At 68.9% G+C, this 24,321-nt stretch carries 25 protein-coding genes; 18 read left to right on the forward strand and 7 right to left on the reverse strand.

Translation table 11 applies throughout. The annotated features are described in order from the left end of the window. Positions 1-22: 22 nt before the first annotated feature. Both E1287_RS12325 and E1287_RS12330 read right to left on the reverse strand, forming a co-directional pair. Complete coding sequence (locus E1287_RS12325) at positions 23-844, reverse strand: helix-turn-helix transcriptional regulator (protein WP_131965032.1); 822 nt, start codon at positions 842-844, stop codon at positions 23-25. Positions 845-894: 50 nt separating this feature from the next. Next, positions 895-1,716 carry an SAM-dependent methyltransferase gene (locus E1287_RS12330; protein WP_131965033.1) on the reverse strand — a complete coding sequence of 274 codons (822 nt, stop codon included), beginning with the start codon at positions 1,714-1,716 and terminating at the stop codon, positions 895-897. Between the two features lie 471 nt (positions 1,717-2,187). On the opposite strand from E1287_RS12330, the gene E1287_RS12335 reads away from it, so the two are divergent. The 18 genes from E1287_RS12335 to E1287_RS12420 all read left to right on the forward strand — a co-directional run bounded on the left by E1287_RS12335 (position 2,188) and on the right by E1287_RS12420 (position 21,847). Continuing rightward, positions 2,188-3,771: an ABC transporter substrate-binding protein gene (locus tag E1287_RS12335; protein WP_165968973.1), complete on the forward strand. Its 1,584-nt coding sequence runs from the start codon at positions 2,188-2,190 to the stop codon at positions 3,769-3,771. A gap of 80 nt (positions 3,772-3,851) precedes the next feature. After that, entirely contained in the window at positions 3,852-4,796 is a 945-nt protein-coding gene (locus E1287_RS12340; protein ID WP_131965035.1) for an ABC transporter permease, read from the forward strand. Further along, positions 4,793-5,713 carry an ABC transporter permease gene (locus E1287_RS12345; RefSeq protein WP_131965036.1) on the forward strand — a complete coding sequence of 307 codons (921 nt, stop codon included), beginning with the start codon at positions 4,793-4,795 and terminating at the stop codon, positions 5,711-5,713. The genes E1287_RS12340 and E1287_RS12345 overlap by 4 nt, the downstream gene beginning before the upstream one ends. Further along, entirely contained in the window at positions 5,713-6,720 is a 1,008-nt protein-coding gene (locus E1287_RS12350) for an ABC transporter ATP-binding protein (RefSeq protein WP_131965037.1), read from the forward strand. The genes E1287_RS12345 and E1287_RS12350 overlap by 1 nt, the downstream gene beginning before the upstream one ends. After that, positions 6,717-7,790 (forward strand): ABC transporter ATP-binding protein, encoded by a 1,074-nt coding sequence (locus E1287_RS12355; protein WP_131965038.1) that lies wholly within the window; start codon positions 6,717-6,719, stop codon positions 7,788-7,790. Before E1287_RS12350 ends, E1287_RS12355 begins: the two co-directional genes overlap by 4 nt. Before the next feature lie 89 nt (positions 7,791-7,879). Beyond that, entirely contained in the window at positions 7,880-8,560 is a 681-nt protein-coding gene (locus E1287_RS12360) for a GntR family transcriptional regulator (protein ID WP_131965039.1), read from the forward strand. A gap of 60 nt (positions 8,561-8,620) precedes the next feature. Next, positions 8,621-9,745 (forward strand): thiolase family protein, encoded by a 1,125-nt coding sequence (locus tag E1287_RS12365; RefSeq protein ID WP_131965040.1) that lies wholly within the window; start codon positions 8,621-8,623, stop codon positions 9,743-9,745. A gap of 14 nt (positions 9,746-9,759) precedes the next feature. After that, positions 9,760-10,188 (forward strand): OB-fold domain-containing protein, encoded by a 429-nt coding sequence (locus E1287_RS12370; protein WP_131965041.1) that lies wholly within the window; start codon positions 9,760-9,762, stop codon positions 10,186-10,188. Between the two features lie 12 nt (positions 10,189-10,200). Continuing rightward, positions 10,201-11,007, forward strand: coding sequence for an enoyl-CoA hydratase/isomerase family protein (locus E1287_RS12375; RefSeq protein ID WP_131965042.1), 807 nt, complete (start codon positions 10,201-10,203; stop codon positions 11,005-11,007). Beyond that, positions 11,004-13,340, forward strand: a complete 2,337-nt coding sequence (locus E1287_RS12380) for a CoA transferase (protein WP_131965043.1) — start codon at positions 11,004-11,006, stop codon at positions 13,338-13,340. Before E1287_RS12375 ends, E1287_RS12380 begins: the two co-directional genes overlap by 4 nt. Further along, complete coding sequence (locus E1287_RS12385; protein ID WP_131965044.1) at positions 13,337-14,509, forward strand: thiolase domain-containing protein; 1,173 nt, start codon at positions 13,337-13,339, stop codon at positions 14,507-14,509. Before E1287_RS12380 ends, E1287_RS12385 begins: the two co-directional genes overlap by 4 nt. Beyond that, positions 14,506-14,952, forward strand: coding sequence for a Zn-ribbon domain-containing OB-fold protein (locus E1287_RS12390; RefSeq protein ID WP_131965045.1), 447 nt, complete (start codon positions 14,506-14,508; stop codon positions 14,950-14,952). Before E1287_RS12385 ends, E1287_RS12390 begins: the two co-directional genes overlap by 4 nt. Next, positions 14,949-16,340 carry a 3-oxoacid CoA-transferase subunit A gene (locus E1287_RS12395; protein ID WP_207934164.1) on the forward strand — a complete coding sequence of 464 codons (1,392 nt, stop codon included), beginning with the start codon at positions 14,949-14,951 and terminating at the stop codon, positions 16,338-16,340. The genes E1287_RS12390 and E1287_RS12395 overlap by 4 nt, the downstream gene beginning before the upstream one ends. Before the next feature lie 26 nt (positions 16,341-16,366). Next, entirely contained in the window at positions 16,367-17,746 is a 1,380-nt protein-coding gene (locus tag E1287_RS12400) for an amidase (protein WP_131965046.1), read from the forward strand. Then, positions 17,743-19,182, forward strand: coding sequence for an aldehyde dehydrogenase family protein (locus E1287_RS12405; RefSeq protein ID WP_131965047.1), 1,440 nt, complete (start codon positions 17,743-17,745; stop codon positions 19,180-19,182). The genes E1287_RS12400 and E1287_RS12405 overlap by 4 nt, the downstream gene beginning before the upstream one ends. Positions 19,183-19,192: 10 nt before the next feature. Beyond that, the gene (locus E1287_RS12410; RefSeq protein ID WP_131965048.1) at positions 19,193-20,242 is read left to right on the forward strand and encodes an Ldh family oxidoreductase; all 1,050 of its coding nucleotides are present in this window, start codon (positions 19,193-19,195) and stop codon (positions 20,240-20,242) included. Continuing rightward, positions 20,239-21,006: an N-acyl homoserine lactonase family protein gene (locus E1287_RS12415; protein ID WP_131965049.1), complete on the forward strand. Its 768-nt coding sequence runs from the start codon at positions 20,239-20,241 to the stop codon at positions 21,004-21,006. Before E1287_RS12410 ends, E1287_RS12415 begins: the two co-directional genes overlap by 4 nt. A gap of 388 nt (positions 21,007-21,394) precedes the next feature. Further along, positions 21,395-21,847: a hypothetical protein gene (locus tag E1287_RS12420; protein WP_131965050.1), complete on the forward strand. Its 453-nt coding sequence runs from the start codon at positions 21,395-21,397 to the stop codon at positions 21,845-21,847. Positions 21,848-21,863: 16 nt separating this feature from the next. Here the strand turns inward: E1287_RS12420 and E1287_RS12425 are convergent, their stop codons facing one another. The 5 genes from E1287_RS12425 to E1287_RS12445 all read right to left on the reverse strand — a co-directional run bounded on the left by E1287_RS12425 (position 21,864) and on the right by E1287_RS12445 (position 24,288). Beyond that, on the reverse strand, positions 21,864-22,706 hold the full coding sequence (locus E1287_RS12425) for a hypothetical protein (RefSeq protein ID WP_131965051.1): 843 nt from the start codon (positions 22,704-22,706) through the stop codon (positions 21,864-21,866). Between the two features lie 13 nt (positions 22,707-22,719). Continuing rightward, positions 22,720-22,932, reverse strand: a complete 213-nt coding sequence (locus tag E1287_RS12430; RefSeq protein ID WP_131965052.1) for a hypothetical protein — start codon at positions 22,930-22,932, stop codon at positions 22,720-22,722. 164 nt (positions 22,933-23,096) lie between these two features. Then, the gene (locus E1287_RS12435) at positions 23,097-23,291 is read right to left on the reverse strand and encodes a DUF397 domain-containing protein (RefSeq protein ID WP_131965053.1); all 195 of its coding nucleotides are present in this window, start codon (positions 23,289-23,291) and stop codon (positions 23,097-23,099) included. Between the two features lie 2 nt (positions 23,292-23,293). Next, on the reverse strand, positions 23,294-23,476 hold the full coding sequence (locus E1287_RS12440; protein WP_131965054.1) for a DUF397 domain-containing protein: 183 nt from the start codon (positions 23,474-23,476) through the stop codon (positions 23,294-23,296). Next, positions 23,473-24,288, reverse strand: a complete 816-nt coding sequence (locus E1287_RS12445; RefSeq protein WP_131965055.1) for a helix-turn-helix transcriptional regulator — start codon at positions 24,286-24,288, stop codon at positions 23,473-23,475. The genes E1287_RS12440 and E1287_RS12445 overlap by 4 nt, the downstream gene beginning before the upstream one ends. Positions 24,289-24,321: the final 33 nt, after the last annotated feature.

Here is a 24,321-nt window from a genome sequence, read left to right on the forward strand (position 1 = left end):
GGCGGCCGGGCCCGCCGCCGTGCTAGGTCTCCTTGAGGATCGTGTGGAGCAGCTCCAGGCTCCCGGCCGACTCCGTGGCCGTGATCCCCAGCTGGTTCATGACGTGCCGGTAGTAGTCGACCTCGCCCTGCTTGTTCAGGTACTGCGCGTTGGTGAGCTGCTCCAGATACACCACGTCGAGAAGATCCCGCTCGGGCAGGCGCACGACGGAGAACGGGCCGCCGGCCGCCGCGTGCCCGCCGACGCGGAACGGCAGCACCTGGACGGTGACGCCGGGCCGTCCGGAGACCTCGACGAGGTGCCGGAGCTGGGCCCGCATGACCTCGGCGCCGCCGATCGGACGGCGCAGCGCCGCCTCGTCCACGATGGCCCACAGCTTGCAGGGGTCCGGCCGGGTGAGGATCTGCTGGCGCCGCATGCGCAGCTCCACGCGGCGGCAGAGCTCTTCGACCGAGGGCCGGTGGCCGAGCCGGATCACGGCGCGGGCGTAGTCGCCGGTCTGCAGCAGCCCCGGGACGAACTGGACCTCATAGGTGCGAATGACGTCCGCGGCCTGCTCCAGCCCGATGTAGCCCTGCGCCCAGTCGGGGATCAGGTCGCAGTACGGCTGCCACCAGCCGGGTGTGTTGGCCTGCCTGGCCAGGGCCAGCAGGGTGTCGCGCTCGGCCTCGTCGTCGACCCCGTAGAGGGTGAGCAGATCATCGACGTCCCGCAGCTTGAAACCGGTCCGCCCCAGCTCCAACCGGCTGATCTTCGAGTGGGACGCGCGGATCGCGTCGCCCGCCTGCTCGCGGGTGACGAGGCAGGACTCCCGCAGCCGGCGCAGCCGCGCTCCCAGCACCATCCGGGGCACCGCCGGCCCCGGATGCACGTCTTCGCGGACCCGGCCTTCGCTCACTTGCGCCCGATGCCCCCGAACGAATTCACCTCGAAAGTGGTCTCGATATGGGCCACCTCGGGCCGCCACCACTGCAGCGGGACCACGCCGGGCTCCAGCAATTCCAGGCCGTCGAAGAAATGCGCGACCTGTTCCGGGGAACGGAGCCGGTACGGGACGGCGCCGCTGTCGTTGTAGCCTTCCAGCGCTTTGGCATTCGCCTCACTCGCGCTGGTGCTGTCGTAAAGGACCAGGTAGCTGCCGGGGGCAAGGCCGCCCATCAGCCGGTCGATTATCGCCTTCGGCTGCTCCTCGTCGGGGAGGTGCCCGAGGATTCCCATCAGCATGAGCGCGACGGGCCGGGTGAAGTCGAGTTTCTCGGCGGCGGCCGCGAGGATCCTGTCCGGGTCGCGCAGGTCGGCGTCGATGTAGTCGGTCATGCCCTCGGGCGTGCTGGTCAGCAGGGCCCGCGCGTGCGACAGGACGAGCGGATCGTTGTCCACGTAGACGATCCGGCTCTCCGGGGCCGCCCGCTGCGCCACCTCATGGGTGTTGTCGACCGTGGGCAGCCCGGTGCCGATGTCGAGGAATTGCCGGACGCCCTCCTCCGCGGCGAGATACCGCACGGCCCGCGCGAGAAAGTACCTGGCGACCCGCGCGACATCGACGATCCCGGGGTAGACCTCGCAGAACTGATCGCCCGCCTCGCGGTCGACGGGGTAGTTGTCCTGGCCTCCCAGCCAGTAGTTCCATACCCGCGCCGAGTGCGGCACGGTGGTGTCGATCTGGGGCGACGGCTGGATTTCGGGAACGGACGAGCCGGCCGGTTCATCGGTCACGAAGATCACATCTCCTACCGCGCGGGCAATGCCGGGATCGCCCCACAATCTAACCCCTTTCCGGCCTCATTGACATCGAGTCCGCGATGCCCACGGGGCCTTCTTCGGGGCTTCTCGCCGCCCGGGTCGTAGCGCGTCCGGGGGCTGTGCCGCGTCGGTCTCGCACGGGGCGTGCCGCACCGGTCGGGCGCGGGGGCGGACCCCTACCGGACGGGTGCGAACGTACCTTGACTGGCAAGCATACGTATGTTCTCATTCATCAGACAAAGTACGAACTGGCAGTACGGACCTACCCAGGCAGCCCCGCGCAGGAACCCTGCGACCACCGACTCCGGGCCCGTCCCCTCCGAACGCAGCGAACCCTGCGAGCGATCGGGCCCGCCTTTTCCGGACGTCCACCCACTGCTTCACCGGAGGGCGAGGACAAAGCCCGTCTCACCAACACCACATTCTGGCTCGGAGGACCCCCAGATGCGGAAACAGCTCTTCGTTGCGGCTGCCGCAACATTCCTGATGATCGCGAGCGCGTGCAGCGCCGACAACGATGATCCGAGCGGCGGCGGCGGGGGTGCGGCCAAACCGAAGCAGAATGTCGCGTGCCCGCCCGTCGACGAGGCCGCGATCGACAAGAGCGCGACGTTCACCTGGATGTACAGCGTCGCCAACACGAGCTTCGACCCGGACAAGATCACCACCAGCAACAGCTGGATGTACCTGTATCCGGTCTACGACACGCTGATCCGCATCGACGCCAACGGCGAGCCGACGCCGATGCTGGCGAAGAAATGGGAGGTCGGCGACGGCGGCAAGAGCCTGACGCTGAATCTCATCGAGAACTGGAAATACCACGACGGGACCGCGTTCGACGCCGAGTCCGTCAAGGCGAACATCGACCGGCACCGGAGCGGCAAGAGCTTCAACAAGCAGGCGCTGAACGACGTCACGGGGGTCGACGTCGTCGACGCGTCCACGGTGAAGGTGAAGACGAAGAGCGGCGCGGCGCCGCTCATCGGCATCCTCTCCAGCTCGGCCGGCATGATGATGAGCCCGAAGGTGTTCGACGACCCGGGCCAGGCGAGCAAGCCCACCGGCGGGTCGGGCGCCTTCAAGGTCACCGCCTACGAGCCCAACACCAAGGTCGAGTACACGCCGGTCCCCGGATACTGGGACCCCAAGGCGGTCAACGTCGCCAAAATGGTGTTCCTGATCTCCAGCAATGACAACGCGCGGCTGAACGCGACCATTACCGGAACGGCGGACACGACCTTCCTGCGGTCCAGCATGTACCAGCCGGCCAAGGACGCGAATCTCGTCGTGTGCCAGAAGCCGAGCCTGGCGAGCTTCACGATCGCGGTGAACACCGCGAAGCCTCCGTTCGACAAGAAGGAGGTCCGCCAGGCGCTGAACTACGCGATCAACCGGGACGCGATCAACGAGCTGCAGGGCGGTTTCTGCCAGCCCGGAGTGCAGATGTTCCCGTCCTCCTACTACGCGTCCGATCCGTCGCTGACTCCGGACGCCTACAAGCACGACCCCGGAAAGGCGAAGGAACTGCTCGCCAAGGCGGGCGTGAAGGACCTCTCGTTCACGCTTGAGACGGACAACCTCGACGCCTACCAGCGGGTCGCGGAGCTGATCCAGGCGAACCTCCAGGAGGTCGGCGTCAAGATGACGATCCGTCCGGTCGAGCTGCCCAAGCTGATGGAGGGCTTCTCGGTGAACAAGAACGTCGACGCGATCATGGTGCAGCAGAAGGCCGACGCCGACCCGAGCATCCAGGTCGCCTCGTACTACATGCCCGACGGGTTCAGCAACCCGGGCGGCTACTCCAACCCGGCGATCACCGACCTGGCGACCAAGGCCAAGGGCGCGAAGGACCGGAACGCCGCCAAGAGCATCTACCAGCAGCTGTTCAAGGCGGCCCACGACGACGCGGCCCAGCCGATCACGCTGTGCCACCTCAACACGCCGCTGGCCATGAACAAGAAGATCATGGGCGTGGAGGTCTACGTGGACGGGTCCCGCCAGTTCCGGGGCGTCGCGGTCAAGAAGTGACGGCCCGCCGATAGCGGAGCGGGTTCCAGCCGGAGCACGGGGCCGGCTGGGACCCGCTCAGCCAGAAAGGAGGGATCGGCGTGCTGCGGTTGCTGTGCGTGCGACTCCTGGCGATGATCCCGTTGCTGGTCATCGTCAGCTTCCTGATCTACAGCCTCATCGCGTTGGTGCCGGGCGGCCCCGAGGTGGCGCTGGCCGGGAGCAACCCGACGCCCGAGCGGATCCAGGCGATCCGCGAGGAGCTCGGCCTGGACGAGCCGTTCCTGATCCAGTACTGGAACTGGCTGACGGACGTCCTGCACGGAGACCTGGGCAACTCGTTCGTCGACGACCAGAGCGTCTGGTCGGCGGTCGCGGCCGGGTTCCCGGTGACGCTCTCGCTGGTCGTCCTCACGCTGGTCATCGCGGCGGTCGTGGGGCTGGCCCTCGGGCTGGCCGCCGGGCTGCGGCCGGGCAGCTGGGTGGACCGGGTGTCGACCGTCACCGCGAGCGCGTTCATGGCGCTGCCGTACTTCTGGGTCGGCATGATGCTCGTGCTGATCTTCGCCATCCAGATGCGGACGCTCCCGGCCGTCGGCTACGTGCCGTTCTCCGAGAGCCCGCTGGACTGGTTCAGCCACCTGCTTCTACCGGCCGTGTCGCTGGCGACCGTCCCGACGGCCGTCGTCGCGCGGCAGACCCGCGCGGCGGTGACCTCGGTGATGCAGGAGGACTACATCCGGACGGCCAAGGCGAAAGGGCTCCACCCGAGGCGGGTGGCGTTCAAGCACGTGATGAAGAACGCCGCCGTCCCCGTCGTCACGGCGTTCGGCGTCGAGGCGAACCGGCTGATCGGGGCGACCGTCGTCATCGAGCAGCTGTTCGCGCTGCCCGGCGTCGGGAAGCTGGCCTACTTCTCGGTGTTCTCCCGGGACTTCCCGATGGTGCAGGGCATCCTGCTGATCACCGCCGTGCTGATCATGCTCGTGAACCTGGCGGTCGACCTGTCGTACGGCTACTTCAATCCGAAGGTCAAAGTGTCATGACTCGAAGTGAGAGCGTGGACGTCCGCAAGGCGGTCACCGCGCCGGTCGAGGACGGCGCCGACCTCGGCGGGCACGTCTCCCGCGGGCGCGCCACCCTCCGCCGGTTCCGGGCCAACAGGTCGGCCGTCGTCGGCTGCGCGCTGCTGCTCCTGATCATCATCGTGACCGCGGCGGCGCCGCTCATCGCCCCGTACGGGCCGGCGGAGGTCGACATCAGCGACCGGCTGTCCGGCCCGACCCCGGAGCACTGGCTCGGCACCGACACGCTGGGACGCGACACGCTGACCCGCCTCATGCACGGCGGACGGGTGTCGCTCGCGGCGGCCGGGCTCGCCGTCCTGATCGCGACGCTCATCGGCCTGCCGCTCGGGCTCGCCGGCGGCTACTTCGGCGGGATCGTCGACTGGCTGCTGGACCGGGCCGCGGACGTGCTGATGTCGTTCCCCGCGATCGTCCTGACCATCGCGATCATCGCGGCGGTCGGGCCGGGGCTCACGACGGCGATGGTGTCCCTCGGCATCGTGTACGCGCCGCGCATGTACCGGGTCGTCCGCGGCAGCACCATCGAGGTCCGCCGCGAGGTCTACATCGAGGCGTCGACCAGCATCGGGACGCCGCACCTGATGATCCTGCGGAGACGGGTGCTGCCGAACATCCTGCCGGCGGCGCTCGTCCAGCTGTCGTTCCTGCTCGCGTCCGCGCTGCTGGCCGAGGTGACGATCAGCCTGCTGGGCCTCGGCGCCCTGCCGCCGACGGCGAGCTGGGGGAGCATGCTCGGGCAGGCGTTCCAGGAGATGCGCAGCCAGCCGTCGCTCGCCGTCTATCCCGGGATCGCGATCGCGATCGCGACGCTGTGCTTCAACCTTGTCGGCGACGGCCTCCGGGACGCCTTCGGCCGGGAAACGAGGAAGGCCTGATGACGGAGAAGTACGACGGCGACACGCTGTTGCAGATCGAGGACCTCCACGTCGACTTCCTGACCGACCGCGGGTGGACGAACGTCGTCGCGGGCGTGTCGTTCGACGTCGGGCCCGGCGAGATCGTGGGCCTGGTCGGCGAGTCCGGCTCGGGCAAGAGCGTCACGAGCCTGTCGGTGCTGCGGCTGCTCCCGGACGCCTATGCGCGCACCCCGTCCGGCCGGGTGCTCTACCGGGGCCGCGACCTGATCGGCATGCCCGCGCGGGCGCTGCGCGACATCCGCGGCAACGAGATCTCGATGATCTTCCAGGAGCCGATGACGAGCCTGAACCCTGCGTTCACCATCGGCGACCAGATCGCCGAGGTCTACCGGCGCCACAAGGGCGGCTCGCGGCGCGCCGCGTTCGCCCGCGCGGCGGAGATGCTCGACCTCGTCGGGATCCCGGACGCGGGCAGCCGCGTCAAGGACTACCCGCACGAGTTCTCCGGCGGGATGCGGCAGCGGGCCATGATCGCGATGGCGCTGGCGTGCGAGCCGAAGCTGCTCATCGCGGACGAGCCGGCCACCGCCCTCGACGTGACCGTCCAGGCGCAGATCGTCGCGTTGCTCTCACGGCTCCGCGATGAGACGGGCTGCGGCATCCTCTTCATCACCCATGACCTCGGGCTTGTCGTCGAGCTGGCCGACCGGGTCGTCGTGATGTACGCGGGCGAAGTGGTGGAGACCGCGTCCGCGCTCGACCTGTACAACGCGCCGAAACATCCGTATACGGCGGGGCTGCTGAGCGCCATGCCGCATCTGGGGGTTCGCGGGAAGGAGCTGCCGACGATCCCCGGCCGCACCCCGGAGCCCTGGCGGATGCCGGAGGGCTGCAGGTTCAGCCCCCGGTGCGGATACACGAGCGACGAGTGCGTGGCCGCCCCGCCCGCGCTCCGGATCGTCGAGGCAGGCCGCAGCGCCCGCTGCTGCCGAACCGAGCAGTTGCGTTTGGTGGGTTCCCCATGAGCATCAAGAAGACCGGCCCCTCGGAAACGGAACCGGGGCCGGTGCCGGAGAGCGGGCCGCTCGTCGACGTGCGCGACGTCAGCGTGGTGTTCCGGAAGAGGCGGACGCTGGCGGCGGCGCGGCAGGTGCGCGCGGTCAACGACGTCACCTTCCACATCGACCAGGGCGAGACGTTCGGGCTGGTCGGTGAGTCGGGGTCGGGCAAGTCGACGACCGGGCGGGCGCTGCTGAAGCTGGTGCCGACGGTGAGCGGATCCATCAGGGTGGCCGGGCATGATGTCACGGCCCTGCACGGCGGCGCCTTGCGCAAGGCGCGGCGCAGCATGCAGATGGTGTTCCAGGATCCGTACTCGTCGCTGGATCCGTCGTCCACGGTGGCGGCGAGCATCGCGGAACCGCTCGTCGTCCACGAGAAGCTCTCGGCGCGGGCGGCGCGCACCCGCGTGCACGAGCTGATCGAGATGGTCGGGCTCCGGGCGAGCTACGCCGACCGGTATCCGTACGAGTTCTCCGGCGGGCAGCGGCAGCGGCTGGCCATCGCGCGGGCGATCGCGCTGAACCCGCGGTTCGTCGTCTGCGACGAGGCCGTGTCCGCGCTGGACGTGTCCACCCAGAACCAGGTGATCAACCTGCTGGAGCGGCTGCGGGCGGAGTTCAAGCTGACGTACCTTTTCATCGCGCACGACCTGGCGATCGTCCGGCACATCTCGCACCGGGTCGGGGTCATGTACCTCGGCCGGATCGTGGAGACCGGCCCGGCGGAGCGGGTCTACAGCGCGCCGGCGCACCCGTACACCCAGGCGCTGCTGTCGGCGATCCCCGACCCGCGCCGGGAGTCGGAGCGGATCGTCCTGGAGGGGGACCTCCCCGACCCGGCCAAGCCGCCGGTGGGATGCCCCTTCCAGACGCGGTGCAGGTTCGTCATGGACGTCTGCAAGCAGCAGGTGCCCGAGCACACCGCCGTGGAGGGCGGTGGGGAGGTCGCGTGCCATCTGCAGACGAGCGGTCCCACGCTGGCGGGCTCGCCGCTGAACGATCTCGAGCCGAACCGTGTCGCGGCGGCGCCGTGAGAAAGCTTTTCCCGTGACCTGACCCACGTTGACCGACGAACACTGGCAGACGTAATCTGTAGTACGTCAGACAAAAGTAAAGGACTGCCGTGACCGACCCGAAGCTCGACCTGACGATCGACCGGCCCGCCGAATCCGTCCCGGAGATGGTCGTGCGGCGAATACGCGACGCGATCGCCGCGGGGCTGCTCCCGCCCGGCCGTCAGCTCACCGAGCGCGAACTCGTCGAGCTGACCGGTGTGAGCCGGACGTCCGTGCGGGAGGCTATGCGGCACCTGCAGACCCTGGGGCTCGTGGAGCCGTCGCCGAGCCGCGGCGTCCGCGTGGCCCGGCTCGGCAGCGACGAGGTCCGGGAGATCTACGAGGTGCGCGACGCGCTGGAGCCCGCCGCGGCGGAGCTGTTCGTCCTGCGCGCGACGGACGAGGAGGTCGCCGCGCTCGTGGAGAAGGTCCAGCCGCGCGAGACCGGCGACCAGCGGCTCCAGGCCATATACGAATTCGACGAGCTGCTCCTCGCGGGGGCCCGCAACTCGCTGCTGAAATCCATGCTGGAGCCCCTGCACACGCGGATCCACGCGCTGCGCAGCCTTTCGGTGACCATTCCCGGCCGGCACGAGGCGTCCGCGAAGGAATACCTCGAAATCGCCGAGGCGATCGCCGCCCGCTCGCCCGAGCGCGCGGCCGAGGCAGCGCATCGCCATGTCCGGGCGGCCGCGAAGGCGGCCCTTGAAGCTGTGGAAATCCTCGAGAAAAAACACCCGAAGTCATAGCGCAACTCCGGTGGCCCAGAGCCACGTCGGCACGAGCACAAGGGTGATATCGCCATGGCCATGAAGGATGTGGCAATCGTCGGCGTCGGGTCGTCGGACTTCCGGCGGCTGTACGCGGACAAGAGCCAGCCGAACGATGTGTACCAACTCGCCGCGGAGGCGTTCAGGGACGCCCTGGACGACTGCGGCGCCACCCAGCAGGACATCGACGGACTGATCTGCACCAATATCAAGTACGGCCAGTTCGGAGAGACGGTCGGGCTCACCGCGCCGGGATTCGTCCATGACCTTGAGGGCACCGGCCGGATGGCCGGCGTCTCCTTGCAGGAGGCGTGCGCGCTCATCCGCTCGGGCATGGCGGACATGGTCGCCTGCGTGTACGGGACGAACGGCAGGACGGCGGGCACGAAGTACGGCGGCGGGGACGCCGACCCGGCCGGTGCTTACGACGCGATGTACGGAATGACGTCCACGGGCGCCTACGTGTCGATGATGTACCAGCGGTACCAGGCCATGTACGGAGCCCCGGAGGACGCGCTCGCGCCGCTCGCCATCAACAATCGCGCGAACGGGGCCCGCAATCCGATCGCGGTGTTCCAGAAGGAGATCGACCTCGACGATTACCTGTCGTCGCGGTTCATCGCCGAGCCGCTGCGCTTGCTGGACTACTGCATCATCAACGACGGCGCCGTCGCGTTCATCGTGACGTCGCTCGACCGTGCCCGCGACATGCGGAAGAAGCCCGTACGGGTCTTGGCCACGGCGGGCCGGGCCGAGCTGAGCCGCAGCTACATCAGTCCCGACTTCTACTTCGAGACCAGCAAGGCCGTGGCCGACCAGCTCTACCGGAGCGCGGGAATCGGCCCGGACCAGATCGACTGCATGCAGGTGTACGACAACTTCCTCCCGACGATCCTCTTCACCCTGGAGGGCTTCGGCCACGCGCCTCGCGGCCATTCCTGGGAATGGATCCGGGACGGCCGGATCGAGCTCGGCGGGAAACGTCCGCTGAACACTTCGGGCGGCCACACGAGCGAGAGCTACATGCAGGGTTTCGCATTCCATGTGGAAGCGGTGCGGCAGGTGCGCGGCGAGGCCGGCGACCGGCAGGTCGAGAACTGCAACACCGTGCAGTACATGTGCGTCTCTCCCATCGTGACTTCGCACATCTTCGTGGCCGACTAGAAGGGGGCTAGCCGATGGACGTCGCGGCCTACGCGAAACTCTTGCCGGACATCACCCCGCGCAACAAGCCGTTCTGGGACGGCTGCGCCGCCGGCGAGCTCCGCCTCCAGAAATGCACGGAATGCGGGCGGTACCGCTTCCCGGACGGGCCGCTCTGCCCGGAGTGCCTTTCCAGCTCGGCCTCCTGGGAGGCGGTGAGCGGCACCGGGACCATCTGGTCGTGGTGCACGATGCACCAGAAGTACTTCGCCGCCTTCGCCGACGAGGTCCCCTACCGGCTCGTCTATGTGCGGCTGACCGAGGGCCCGCTCGTGATCAGCACGCTGGCCGACGAACCGTCCGAGGAATTGCGCCTCGACCAGCCGGTGCACGCGGTGTTCCGGCCGAGTCCCGGCGGACGGGTCATTCCACAGTTCAACACCGGCGCAGCCGCAGGCATGTGAGGTTGAATTCAAATGGATCCGATCGCTGACCATGATCTCGTCCGGTACGAGGACCTGTCCGACGGCGTCGCCCGCATCACCCTGAACCGGCCCGAGAAGCGGAACGCGATGAGCCGGGCCGCCAGAGCGGCACTGCTGGACGTGCTGGACCGCTGCGACGGGCACGTCCGGGTGATCGTCCTCACCGGCGCGGGCCCGGCCTTCTGCGCGGGCGTCGACCTCAAGGAGTCCGCCGAGGAGGACATCGACAGCGACCGCCGCGGCGCGGGACGCCGGACGAGCTGGCTCACCGTCCAGGAGCGCATCCGGCAGCACTCGGCGATCGTCATCGCGGCCGTCAACGGATTCGCGCTCGGCGGCGGGCTGACCCTCATCAATTCGAGCGACCTCGCCGTCGCCGCCGACGACGCGCCGATCGGGATGCCCGAGGTCGGCTTCGGCCTGTACCCGGGGCTCGCGGGCCCGTCCACGCAACTGCGGCTCGGGGCGAAGCGCGCCGCGTGGATGGTGCTGACCGCCGACCGGATCACGGGCGCGACGGCGGCGGAATGGGGGCTGGTGAACCTCGCCGTCCCGGCCGCCGAGCTCCAGTCCGCCGCGCTCGACCTCGCCCGGCGCGTCGCCCGGCACAACGCGGTGACGCTGTCGTGGGCGAAGCGCGCCCTCCACGAGATCCCCATGTACATCTCGGACTGGACGAAGGCCCTCGAATACGGCGAGGACGTGCGGCACCAGATCGCGGCGCGCACGGACGTGCTGGACGATCCGCACGCGACGCACCGGATGGCGGTCGGCCGGACCGGCGACGGCGCGCGATGAACCGTCCAGACGGCGCCGGGGGAGGCACCGCGACCGGCAGGGTTCTCCGGGTGGTCGAGCTCGCCGACGGCGTGGCCGGCCAGGTCTGCGGGCGGCTGCTCGCCGGCCTCGGCCACACCGTGACCAAGTGCGAACCGCCCGGCGGCGATCCGCTGCGCACGCGCGAGCCGGTCGACGCCAATGGCCTGAGCTACACGTTCGCCGCGCTGAACGCCGACAAGCGGAGCGTCCGGCTCGACCCGGGCGCCCCGGAAGGCCGCGCCCGCATGGCGGAGCTGCTCGCGGCGGCCGACGTCCTGATCATCGATGCCGGTCCGCGCAGGGCGGCGGAGCTCGATCTGTCACCGGCCCGCCTGCGCGCCGCGCACCCGCGGCTGGTCGTCGTCACGATCACGCCCTACGGCGCGACCGACCCGCGCTCCGACGCCTACGGCGACAGCCTGCTCGCCGAGTGCTACGGCGGCCTGGCCGCGATGGTCGGCGAGCCGGACCGGCGGCCGCTGAGCCTCGGCGGCGAGCAGACGGCGCACGCCGCCGCGTTCGTGGCCTTCTACGGGGCGATGCTCGCGCTGCGGCGTCCGGACGGCGACGTCGTGGACGTCGCGCTCTGCGACGTGGCCGCGTACATCGACTGGAAGAGCGACATCGTCTACACCGAGACCGGCCAGATCCCCGTCCGGACGGGCACGAGCATCGGGCGCTGGCGGACGGTCGAGGCCGCCGACGGCTGGGTCGGGTTCATCTTCCAGCCGGAGCAGTGGGACAGCGTCGTCACGCTCGTCGGCGATCCGGCGCTCGAAGACCCCAGGCTGCGCGGCGACAAGGCGCGCTTCGAGCTCGTCGACCTCTGGTGGCCGGCCGTCGAGCGGTGGGCCGCGCAGCGCAGCAAGCGGGAGATCTACCACGCCGCGCAGCGCCTCGGCCTGCCGTTCGGCTATTGCGCCGACCTGGCCGACCTCGCCGCCGACCCCCAGTACCAGGCGAGGTCGTTCTGCTCGGACGGCGGCGGAAGCCTGGCGCCCGTCGTCGGCCTGCCGTGGCGCTTCGGCCCCCCGCCGGGCCTGGCCGACGACGCCGGAACCGGCGCCGCACGTCCCGTCCCGCGCACGATGGACGGTACGTCGAACGGCCGCGAGAAGGCCCCGCTCGCCGGGCTCGTCGTCCTGGACCTCGGCACCATCACGGCGGGCGCCGCCACCGGCCGGCTGCTCGCCGACTACGGCGCCACCGTCATCAAGATCGAGGCGATGGAGCGGCCGGACGCGTTCCGCGTGTGGCCGGTGCCCGGCGCGGGCGACGCCGAGGTCATGGAGGAGTCGCCGCTCTTCGAGTCGAACAACGCCGGCAAGCTCGGCATCACGCTCGATCTGAAGACCGAGGCCGGGCGGGCGGAGATCCGGCGGCTCGCCGCGCGGTCCGACGCGCTGATCGAGAACTTCACCGTCGGCGTCACGCGCCGCCTCGGCATCGACTTCCCGACGCTGATCGAGGTCAACCCGCGGCTGATCTACCTGTCGCTGTCCAGCCAGGGGCAGTCGGGCCCCGAGTCGGGCACCCGGTCCTACGGCTCCAGCCTCGACCTGCTGTCCGGCCTCGCGTCGGTCACGGGCTACGCGGGGGAGCGCCCGATGTGGTCGTCGGCCGACATCAACTATCCCGACCAGATCGTCTCCCTGTTCGGCGCCGGGCTGATCGCCTACTGCGCGGCCCAGGACCTGCGCGGGACCTACCTCGACGTGTCGCAGCGGGAGCTGGTGAGCTGGACGCTCGCCGACCGCATCATCGAGCATCTCGACACCGGGACCGTTCCGGGGCCGTCCGGCAACCGGCGTCCCGGCAGCACGCCGCACGACGTGTACCGGTGCGACGGCGACGACCAGTGGATCGCCGTCGCCTGCCGGACGGACACCGAACGCGCCGCACTCGCGGCCCTCATCGGCGCAGACCACATGGTGGGCGAACCGGCCTCCCGGTGGGAGGAGAACCACCGGGAGGTCGACGCCGCGATCAGTGCCTGGACCCGGCGGCGCTCGAAGGAAGAGTGCGTCCGCGAGCTGACCCGGGCCGGCGTACCGTCCGCGCCGGTCCAGTCCGCCCGCGAACGCGCCGAGGATCCGCATTTTCGGCGCCGCCGGGTCTTCCTCAACGAACCACGCCGCCAGAAGGGGTTCCCGCTGCGGCTGTTCGGCTACGAGCCGCCGCAGCCCAGCCCGGCCCCGCGCCTCGGCCAGCACGACGCCGAAATACGCAATGGCCGTGTGCCGGGCACCGCAGACGTGCCCGCCCCACGAGCCGCCGAATTCCCGTCCCCGCGTCCGGGAGGATCCACATGAATGCCAACGATGCCGCCGTCATCATCGGAGCCTACGAACATCCGGGCCGCGAGCTGCCGGACAAGTCGCTGGCGCAGATCCACGCCGAGGTGGCGATCGGGGCGCTCGCCGACGCCGGGCTGACGCTGGACGACGTCGACGGCTACTTCTGCGGGCACGACGCGCCGGGCTACGGCGGCGGCTGGGTCACGATGGCCGAGTACCTCGGCCTGCGCGACCTCACCTACATGGACTCGACGGAGAGCGGCGGCGCCTCGCCGATCTACCACGTGTCGCACGCGGCGGCGGCGATCGCGGCCGGCAAGTGCAGCGTCGCGCTGATCACGCTCGCGGGCAAGCCGCGGACGGGCATCCAGCCGGGCGGCGGCGGTCCGGCCTCCCCGCAGGACGACTTCGAGATGGCGATGTTCACCGGCGCCGGGCTGGTCAGCACCTACGCGCTGGCGGCCCGCCGGCACATGTACGAGTTCGGCACGACGAGCGAGCAGCTCGCCGAGATCAAGGTCGCGGCGACGAAGCACGCGTCCCACAACCCGAACGCCTTCCTGCAGAAGGTGATGACGGTCGAGGACGTCGTCAACTCGCCGATGGTCGCCGACCCGCTGCACCGCGCCGACTGCTGCGTGGTGACGGACGGCGGCGGCGCCGTGGTCGTGGTCAGCCGCGAGGTCGCGCGCAGCCTGGACCGGCAGCCGGTGAGGATCATGGGCCAGGGCGAGTCGGCGAAGCTGACCAACGGCGGCAAGCTCGACCTGACGTACACGAGCGCGGTGTGGTCCGGGCCGCGGGCGTTCGAGCAAGCCGGGGTCACGCCACAGGACGTCGACTACGTGTCGATCTACGACAGCTTCACGATCACCGTCCTGGAGATCCTGGAGGACCTCGGCTTCTGCGCGAAGGGCGAGGGCGGCCGCTTCGTCATGGACGGGACGCTCGTCGCCCCACACGGGAAGCTCCCGTTCAACACCGACGGCGGCGGGCTGAGCAACAACCATCCGGGGCACCGCGGCGGGATCACCAAGACCATCGAGGCGGTGCGGCAGCTCCGCGGCGAGGCGAACCAGGGCGTGCAGATCCCCGACTGCGAGATCGCCCTGGTGCACGGCAACGGCGGCGACCTGGGCACCCGGATGCGCAGCGCCACGATGATCTTGGGAAGGGACGCATGAGCGAGGTACGGAGCCCGGTGCTGCCCGCGCCGGCGCCGGTGGTCAACCCGGACACCGCGGAGTTCTGGAAGGCGACCACCGAGGGGACGTTCCTCGGCCGCCGCTGCGACGGCTGCGGGTCGGCGATCTGGTACCCGCGGCCGATCTGCCCGTTCTGCCACAGCACGAACACGCGGTGGGAGGAGTTCAGCGGGCGGGGCGCCGTCTACTCCTACAGCGTCGTCCACCGGGCAGGCGGCGAGTGGAAGGGCGTCACGCCGTACGTCCTCGCCTACGTGGAGCTGGAGGAAGGGCCCCGCGTGATGACCAACATCGTCGACTGCGACGTCGAGAAGGTCGCCATCGGAGACGCGGTGGAAGTGGTGTTCGAGGACACCGGGAACGGCAGCGCGCTGCCGCGCTTCCGTCCGGTGCAGAGCGCAAACGAAAAGGGACAGTCATGACCATCAACAAGGTGTACGAGTCTCCGCTGGCGGCCGTCGCCGACGTCCCGGACGGCGCGTCGGTGTCGATCGCCGGGTTCGGCAAGACCCACAGTTTCCCGACGAGCCTGACCGTCGCCCTCCGGGAGCAGGGCGCCCGGCAGCTGTGCCTGGTGGCCAACTCGCTCGGCGAAGGACCCTACCGTTCGATCACTCTCGTTGAGAACCGCCAGGTCAACCGGTTGATCGTGTCGTTCTCGGCGCGGGCGGGGGAGGCGACGTCGGCGGCCGAGAAGCAGATCGCCGCGGGCGAGATCGAGGTTGAGCTGGTGCCGCAGGGCACGCTGGTGGAGCGGCTGCGCGCGGGCGGCGCCGGGATCGGCGCGTTCTTCACCCGCACCGCCGTCGGCACCGCCGTGGCGGACGGCAAGGAGACCCGCGTGATCAACGGGGTCGAGCACGTCCTGGAGATGGGGCTGAAGGTCGACTACGCGCTGATCCGCGCCGCCCGCGCCGACCGTTTCGGGAACCTGGAGTTCGACGGCGTCGGACGCAATTTCATGCCCGCCTTCGCCAAGGGCGCCGAGATCACGATCGCCGAGGTGGACGAGATCGTCGACGGCGAACTGCACCCGGAGCGGATCGGTCTGCCGGGCATTTTCGTGAGCCGGGTCGTCCGCAAGACGGTCGACGTCGAGCACGACTTCCCGGTGGTGCGGGAGGGGCGCGGCGGCGACAGTGCCCGCACGGTCAACGGCAAGAAGGCGCTGACCCGCAAGCAGATGGCGGAGGTCGCGGCCGGGCTCGTGCCCAACGGCAGCTACATGAACCTTGGTCTCGGAATCCCGACGCTCATCTCGGACTACATTTCCGGGCGCGACATCGTCCTGCATTCGGAGAACGGCGTGCTCGGCTACGGGACGATCGCGTCGCGCGATGACTACGACCCCGAGATCTACAACGCGGGCGGCCAGTACGTGCATCTGGAGAAGGGCGCGTCGTTCTTCGAGAGCGTGACGTCCTTCGAGATGGTGCGCGGCGGCAAGGTCGACTTCGTCGCGCTCGGGGCGTTCCAGGTGGACGCCGACGCCAACCTCGCCAACTGGAGCACCCCGAACATGGTGGGCGGCGGCATCGGCGGCGCGATGGACCTGGTCGCGGGCGACGTCAACGTGATGGTGCTGATGATGCACTCCGACTCCAAGGGGAACCCGAAGCTCGTCAACTCGTGCGAATACCCGCTGACCGGGCTCAACTGCGTCAACATCGTCGTCACCGATCTGTGCGTGCTGCGCCGCGTCGGCGACGCGTTCAAGCTCGAATACGTGGCGCCGGGATTCACCGCGGACGAGGTCGCCGCGCTGACCGAGTTCGACATCGACGTCTCGGACTTCGAGTCGGCGGCGTAGAGGCCGCCGTGTCGGATCTCGCTGGAATGACCGCTCTGGCCGGCATGACCGCCGCGGAGCTGGCCGGTGCGTACGCGCGGCGCGAGACGTCGCCGGTGGAGGCGACCCGCGCCGCGCTGGCCGCGATCGAGGAGCGGGACGCCGAGCTGAACGCGTTCGTCCTGGTCGACGCCGACGCCGCGCTGAAGGCGGCGGCCGAGTCGGAGGCGCGCTGGTCGGCCGGCACGCAGCGCGGCCGCGCCGACGGCGTCCCCACGTCCGTCAAGGACCTCGAACGGACCCGCGGGTGGCCGACGCTGCGCGGCACCTGGCTGGCGGACGACGCGGGCCCGTGGCCGGAGGACTCGCCGAGCGTGGCCAGGCTCCGCGAGGCGGGCGCCGTCCTCATCGGCAAGACGACGACGCCGGAGTTCGGGTGGAAGGGCGTCACCGACTCGCCCCGGTTCGGGATCACCAGGAACCCGCTGGACCCCGCGCTGACGCCCGGCGGTTCCAGCGGCGGCTCGGCGGCGGCGGTCGCGGCGGGGATGGGCACGTGGTCGGTCGGCACGGACGGCGGCGGGTCAGTCCGGGTGCCGGCGTCCTTCACCGGGACGGTCGGCTTCAAGCCGACCGGCGACCTGATCGCGTCGTACCCGCCGGGCAGCAACGGCCTGCTGTCGCATCGCGGGCCGATCACCCTGTCGGTGCTGGACGCCGCCATCATGCTCGACGTGATCGGCCGTCCCGACCACCGCGACTGGGCGGCGCTGCCCGCCAAGGACGGCTCGTTCACGGACGGCATCGAAGCGGGCATCGAGGGCCTGACCATCGGCTACTCGCCCGATCTCGGCTACGGCCGCAACGACCCGGAAGTCGCGTCTCTCGTGGCCGACGCGGTCGGCGTCCTGGCCGGTCTGGGCGCGCACGTGTCGGAGATCGAGCCGCTGTTCGACGATCCCGTCGATGCGTTCCAGACGCTGTGGTGCGCCGGAGTCGCGCGGACGCTCAACCCCTACGGCCCGGACGACCTCGCCCGCGTCGACCCGGCGCTGCTGGAGTACGCGGAGCGGGGCCGCGGCATCACCGCCGTGGAGTACCTGGACGCGATGGCCGTCTGCGCCGATCTCGGCCTCCGGATGGCGCGGTTCCACGAGTCGTACGACGTGCTGGTCACGCCGACCGTCCCGGGCGTCGCGTTCCCGGCGGGCCAGAACGGACCCACCCCGGAGCAGTCACAGGTCTGGGCGTCGTGGACGCCCTACACCTACCCGTTCAACATGACCAGGCAACCGGCGCTGAGCGTGCCGTGCGGCCGCACGCGTTCCGGACTGCCGGTCGGACTCCAGCTGGTGGGCCCCCGCCACCAGGACGCCCGCGTGCTCAGGGCGGGACGCGCCTACGAGACGAGAGGACAGCAGTCATGACGGAGCTACCCACGGTCGAGAACCTGATCAACGGGGAGTGGCTGCGCAGCGACCATGAACGCACGGTGCACCACAAGTTCACCGGCGCGCCGCTCGCGACCTCGTACGACGCGACGCCCGGCATGGTGGCCGACGCCGTGACCGTCGCGCGGGAGGCGAGCCGCACCCCGCTGAACCCGCTGCAGCGCTTCGAGATCCTGCGGGCGGTCGCCGACCAGATAGCGGCGAATCGGGAGCAGCTCGCGCTGGACGTGGCGCGCGAGTCCGGGTTCAGCATCAAGGACTGCCTGGGCGACACCGACCGGGCGGTGCAGACGATGCTGACGTCCGCCGAGGAGGCGAAGCGGATCGACGGCGAGGTCGTCCCGATCCAGGCCGCGCCCGGGTTCGCGCACCGGCTCGCCTTCACGATCCGCACGCCGGTCGGCGTGGTAGGCGCGATCACGCCGTTCAACTCGCCGCTGAACACCGTCGCCCACAAGATCGGGCCGGCGCTGGCCGCCGGGAACGCGGCGATCGTCAAGCCGTCGCCGTTCACGCCGATCGCCGCGGCGGCGCTGTGCCGGATGCTGCTGGACGCGGGCCTGCCGCCCGGCCTGATCGGGCTGGTGCTCGGCCCCGGCGACCCGGTCGGGCAGGCCCTGGTGGACGACGAGCGCGTCGACTTCATCACCTTCACCGGCAGCACCGCCGCCGGGAAGGCCATCTCCGCGCGGCTCGGCATGCGCCGGGCGACGATGGAGTGCGGCAACGTGTCCGCGACCATCGTGTGCCGGGACGCCGACGTCCTGTCCGCCGCGCAGCAGTGCGCCCGCGGCGCGTTCCGCAAGTCGGGCCAGGTGTGCACGTCGGTGCAGCGGCTCTACGTGCACACGTCCGTCCTGGACGAATTCCTCGGCGAACTGTCCGCCGCTGCGTCGAAGCTCGTCCTCGGGGACCCGGAGGACCAGGCGACCGACATCGGCCCGATGATCAGCGAGGCCGCGGCGAAGCGCGCCGAGGAATGGGTGAACGCCGCCGTCGACCAGGGCGCCCGGATCGTGACCGGCGGCGGGCGGACGGGCCCGGTGATGAACCCGACGATCCTGGTGGACGTCGCGCCGGAGTCGCGGCTGCTCTGCGAGGAGGCGTTCGCGCCCGTCGTGTCGGTCGTCCCGTTCGACGACCTCGACACCGTGATCGACAAGGTGAACGACACCCCGTACGGGCTGCAGGCGGGCATCTTCACCCGGGACCTCGACACCGCGCTCACCGCCGCCAAGACCCTCCGGATGGGCGGCGTGGTGATCAACTCGACGTCGAGCACGCGCGCCGACCTGATGCCGTATGGCGGCGTCAAGGACAGCGGCTACGGGGTCGAAGGCCCCCGCTACGCCATCCGGGACATGACGGAGGAACGGCTGATCCTGATGGAGCCCGCCGGCGGGGCGAAGTAGGGCCGGAGCGATGTCTTCCGTCCGGATTTCCCCCGGCGAGCTGCGGGACGCCGCCACGCGGATCTTCACCGCGTGCGGCGTGCCGCCGGACGACGCGCTGCTCGTCGCGGACAGCCTCGTCCAGGCCGACCTGTGGGGACACCAGTCGCACGGCGTGCTGCGCGTCGGCTGGTACGTCGACCGCATCCGGTCGGGCGTCATGTCCGGCGAGACCAAGGCCGAGCTGGTCGCCGACCATGGCGCCGTCGCGACCCTCGACGGCCACGACGGCATCGGCCAGGTCATCACGGCCCGCGCCGCCGAAGAGGCCATCGGCCGTGCCGAGCGGCACGGCATCGGCGCCGTCTCAGTGCGGAATTCAAACCATTTCGGGACCGCCGCCTACTTCACCAGGATGGCGCCGCCGCGCGGTTGCATCGGCATCCTGACGACGAATTCGAGCCCGGCGATGGCACCTTGGTCCGGACGCGGGAAACTCGTCGGCAGCAACCCGTGGTCGATAGCGGCCCCGGTGGACCGCGACAACCAGATGGTGCTCGATATCGCCAACACGGCTGTCGCCCGAGGAAAGATCTACCTGGCCCGGAACAGAGGCGAGGAGATCCCGGACGGATGGGCCGTAAGCGCGGAAGGCGCGCCGACCCGGAACCCCGAGCAGGCCCTTCTCGGCACTGTCCTGCCGATGGCGGCCCACAAGGGATACGGCATCTCGGTGATGATGGACGTCCTGTCCGGGGTGCTCAGCGGAAGCGGTTTCGGCTCGGGTGTCAGCGGGCCCTACCAATCCGAGCTGCCGGGCAAGTCAGGCCACCTGTATCTGGCCCTTAACATTGCCTCGTTCAGCCCGGTGCAGGAATTCGAGGAGCGCATGCAGGCCCTGGTCGCGGAACTGAAATCCGGTTCGCGGGAGGGGACGGAAGAGGTGCGCTACCCCGGCGAACTCGAAAGCCTCGCCGAAACGCGGAACGCGCGAGAAGGGCTGGCGCTGCCCGCACGGACCATCGCCGACCTGCGCCAGGTCGCCCATGACCTGGGCGTGGACGTGCTGGAGGAACGATGAGCGTCACCGTCACCCCGATCCGCGTCGGACGGTCGGAGAACGTCCCGTTCGCCGCCGCCGTCTATGGTTCCGCTCGCGACACGACCATCGACATCCACATGTTCATGTTCGTGATCGAGGCCGGTGGGACGCGCGTCGTCGTCGACACCGGGACGCTGGATCCCGAATACGTGCGGCGGCATCACCCGTACGCCTTCGTGCGCACCCCCGAGGAATTGCCGGAGACGGCGCTGCGTGAATGCGGGTTCGACCCCGATGACATCGACTATGTCGTCAACACGCATCTGCATTGGGATCACTGCTCGAACAACAACCTGTTCCAGAACGCCCAGATCCTGGTGCACCGGCGGGAACTCGAATACGCGATGAACCCGTTGCCGCTGCACGAGCGCGCGTACGAGAAACTGCCGGGGCTCCAGGCGCCGTGGATGTCGGCCTGGGACCGCATCGAGGCGATATCGCGGGAGCAGCAGATCTGCCCGGGCGTCACCGTCGTCCCGTTGCCGGGGCACACGCCCGGCTCCCAAGGCGTGCTCGTCGAAGCGGAGACCGGACGCTACCTGCTGGCAGGCGACGCCATGGGCGTCTATGAGAACTGGAACCCGGAAGACTGGCGAAAGAGCGTCCCGCCGACCATTCACACCAATCTCTTCGAGTGCTACGAGACCTTCGAGTTCGTCAGCGGCCTCGACTGCGAAGTGGTCCCGAGCCACGACCACCGCCTCCTGGAAAGCACCCTGTTCCGCCATTCCGTAACGACCTGAAACGCGTCCTCGGGCTGCGGGCCACCGACCTGGAACGCTCGCTCGCCTTCTACACCGCGCTCGGGTACGTTTCGCCTGGCCATCACTCCCGTGCGTCTTCCGATTACCGCGAAGGTACGCCAATGACCGGCGGCCGTCGAACCCAATCATGATCAACTCCGGTTCGGGTCGGGCAAGAGGACCGGGCCCGCCGCTCCGCAACCGTTCGTCGAACGTCGAGTTCGCCGGCGTTTGCGGTGGATCCCGCCCGAACATGCTCCTGACGTTGCGTTGGTCCGCACCTGTTACCGTCGGCCGTGGACGGCACTAAACGGTGACAATACAGCCGCCATGGCTCTCGTAGATGATCAGGGGTTGTGCGGCGAGAGGATTCTGCGAGACTGGGCAGGTGGAGATTGAACCGGACGTCAACACCCGAAATCGCCTTTTCGGATGGTCGTGGGCGGTGACGTTGCCGATTGCAGCGGCAACACTGGTCACCGGCTGCTCGGATTCCGTGAAGTCTGATACGCCGACTTCAGCGACCACTGTTCCCACGTCGGCTTCGCCAACCCCGAAGGCGCACACGCTGAATTTCGCGATCATTGGTGAGGGGCGCCTCCGCGTGACCTACGTCGTCAATGGGAAGGAGACGACGGAGAAGGCGGTCGAGCTGCCCTGGCGCAAGACCATCCACTTGCCGGCGAAGCCCGGCCTGGACACCTGGCAGCTGAGGACGCAGGCCAGTTCCAAGGCCAAGGTCGAAACAGTGGTGAAAGTCGACGGCCGCGTCGCCTCCGGCGGCGGCTACTGCGAGGCAAAGGGCTGCACCAGTGATGATTCCGGCTCGATCAGCGACTGAGCCACCGCCGCCATCGCTATCTGCTGATCACCGTCCATGGGGTTCCCTCTGCCAACCATGGTTGGATCACGTCCTCTTGATCGGCGATGAGGTTCCCCGCACTGTCGACATCGGCGGCGTGTTCGAGTGGCTCCCGGCTCGTGACGGCTCCAACGAGGAAACGCTCGTCCCCATCCCGGAGCCCATCGTCCGTGCGGGCACGCAGGGTGTCCCGAACATAATCGATCTTCAGCGGGTCCGCGGACCGGATGGCGATGCAGTAGAGCCTGGCGGTTCCGTTGAGGGTCGCATAGGTTTCCCCATCGTGGAAGGAACAATCCCTCAGCTGTTCCGGATCCAGGCTGGCGAAAAGGATCTTGTACGCTTTGCGTCCATAGGCGCCGCCGCCCAGCGCGTCGATGTCGAACAGAATGCCGATTTCGTGCCTGCCTTTACGCCAATTACGTGGCGCGGTGTGGTGTGCGTCGACGAAACGGAACCATTCACGGCTTCTTGGCCGGTATTGCAAGATCAGTGCCGGAACGATGAGCAGGGCGTTCCAGATGCCGATCAGCAGCAGGCATCCCATGACCGTCACCGTGAACCGGGCGCGGTCGCTGCCGCGCAGCATGCGCCCGGCGCTGATGACCATGGTCACCCCATAGCCGAACAGGATGATCCGGGTGGGAATCTCGTAGACCAGGAACGTGGTCCTGGGGAGGGCGAGCACACCGAGCACCAAAGTCATCCCAAGGATCATCCACAACGCCGCCGCGACCGTCACCGACGATGGCCGAGGAGGCAATGGCATGTCGCCACGGCCCGGCGGGATGAACGGCTGGTCTTTGCCCAACGGTGCGGACTCGTGATCGTTCGTCATGGTCAACAACGTTTCACACGGTCGCCGGGACCCTTCTCGCCTTGTCCGTTTCCGGCCCCGCCTTCCGATTGCCCGCCTGCGTACGGAGGAAGGCCATGCGGATCGTCGTATCCGGCCCCGACATTCTGTGACATGAATTCGATCCCGAAAACGCCTGGCAGAAGCGCTCGATCACCGTCAGCGGGCGAGGCATAAGCGTGGACAGATTGAAGTCGTCGAAGCCCATCAGCGCGGAGACCGGCCGGACGAGCAGGACGCCCAGACCGGCGGATGGGACGCCAGGCGGTGGCTGGCGGTTCAGCAGGCTCGGCAGGTGGGAGAGCAGGCGTCGGCGGGGTGAGTCGGCCTCTCCGGTCTGGCGGACGGAACTGGCGGGACGGAGTTGAGTGGTCAGCGGGCGGGGTCCTGCTTGATCTGCTCCAGCAGCCCGGCGAACTGGGAGACGGTCAGGGTGAGGTGGCTCCCGTCCGGGTCCTTCGAGTCCCGCACTCCGATGCCGACCTGCGGCGCAAGGCGTCCCAGTTCAACACACGCGTCGTCGTTCGCCGCGCCACTGTACGAACTCTTGCGCCATTGCACGGGCATGGCTACTGCTCCCGCTTGAGCTGACTGATCAGCCCTGCGAACTGGGCGAGGGTCAAGGTGAGGTGGCCCGTGTCCGGGGCCTTCGAGTCTCGAATTCCGACGCCGGGGGCAAGACGTCCAAGCTCAACGCAGTGCTCGTCGTTGACGCCGCTGCTGTGCGTGCTCTTCCGCCATTGGACGTTCATGTGTACTTCTCCAAGTACTGATCGACGAGGGCGCGCGAGGCATGTTCCGGGAGGGCTTTCGCGCTGATGCGATCAAACATAGCCCACAGCTCCCTTACCTCGCCCGGGCCCTCGACCAGCCTCCCGCCGTACTGAGCACCCGCATACGCAACATCACGCTCTCCGAGGCTGATGATCTGGAAGGGTCCGTCATACCCTTCGTGAGCACCCGCCGAAGGCTGGATGAAACGGATGATGACGTTCGGAAGATCCATCATCTTTCGGAGGTGTGCGAGCTGCGCCTTCATCACCAGGGGCCCACCGACGCAGGCGGAGAGCACCTCCTCGTCCAAGACGACGTAGAAGAACGGTGGCTTCTCACGGTCAAGCAGTACCTGCTGACGGCTGAGGCGCTTGGCCACGATGTCGCCCACGTCTCTGGATGTCCCTGCCGCCGCGAGGGCACGCATGTACTCCTCGGTCTGGAAGGGTCTGGGGATCGTTTTGCCGTGGTAGAGCCTGATCGCGTCTGCTTGCTCCTCATACCTGACGAGCTGGCGTCCCCAGTCGGGATCATGAGCATTTCGGGCATACCAATGCAAAAGCTGCAATAGGGTGCCGGTGCCGTATTTCCGGTCAAGCTTTACGAGTTGGTCCACCTGCGGTCGCTGTCGACCAGCCTCGATATTCGAAACAGTCGATCGCGCGACGCCAATGATCTTTCCGCACTGAGTCAGCGAGAGGCCCGCGTCTTCGCGGAGAAACCGCAGGTAGAAGGCCAGAAGATGCCATAGGGAGATCTTGGGTTCGAGGGGGTCGCGAACGATGGGCATCGGACACTCCTGTTTGGTCTATTTTCCCTAACA

Source organism: Actinomadura sp. KC06, from assembly GCF_004348735.1.
Classification (GTDB): Bacteria; Actinomycetota; Actinomycetes; order Streptosporangiales; family Streptosporangiaceae; genus Spirillospora.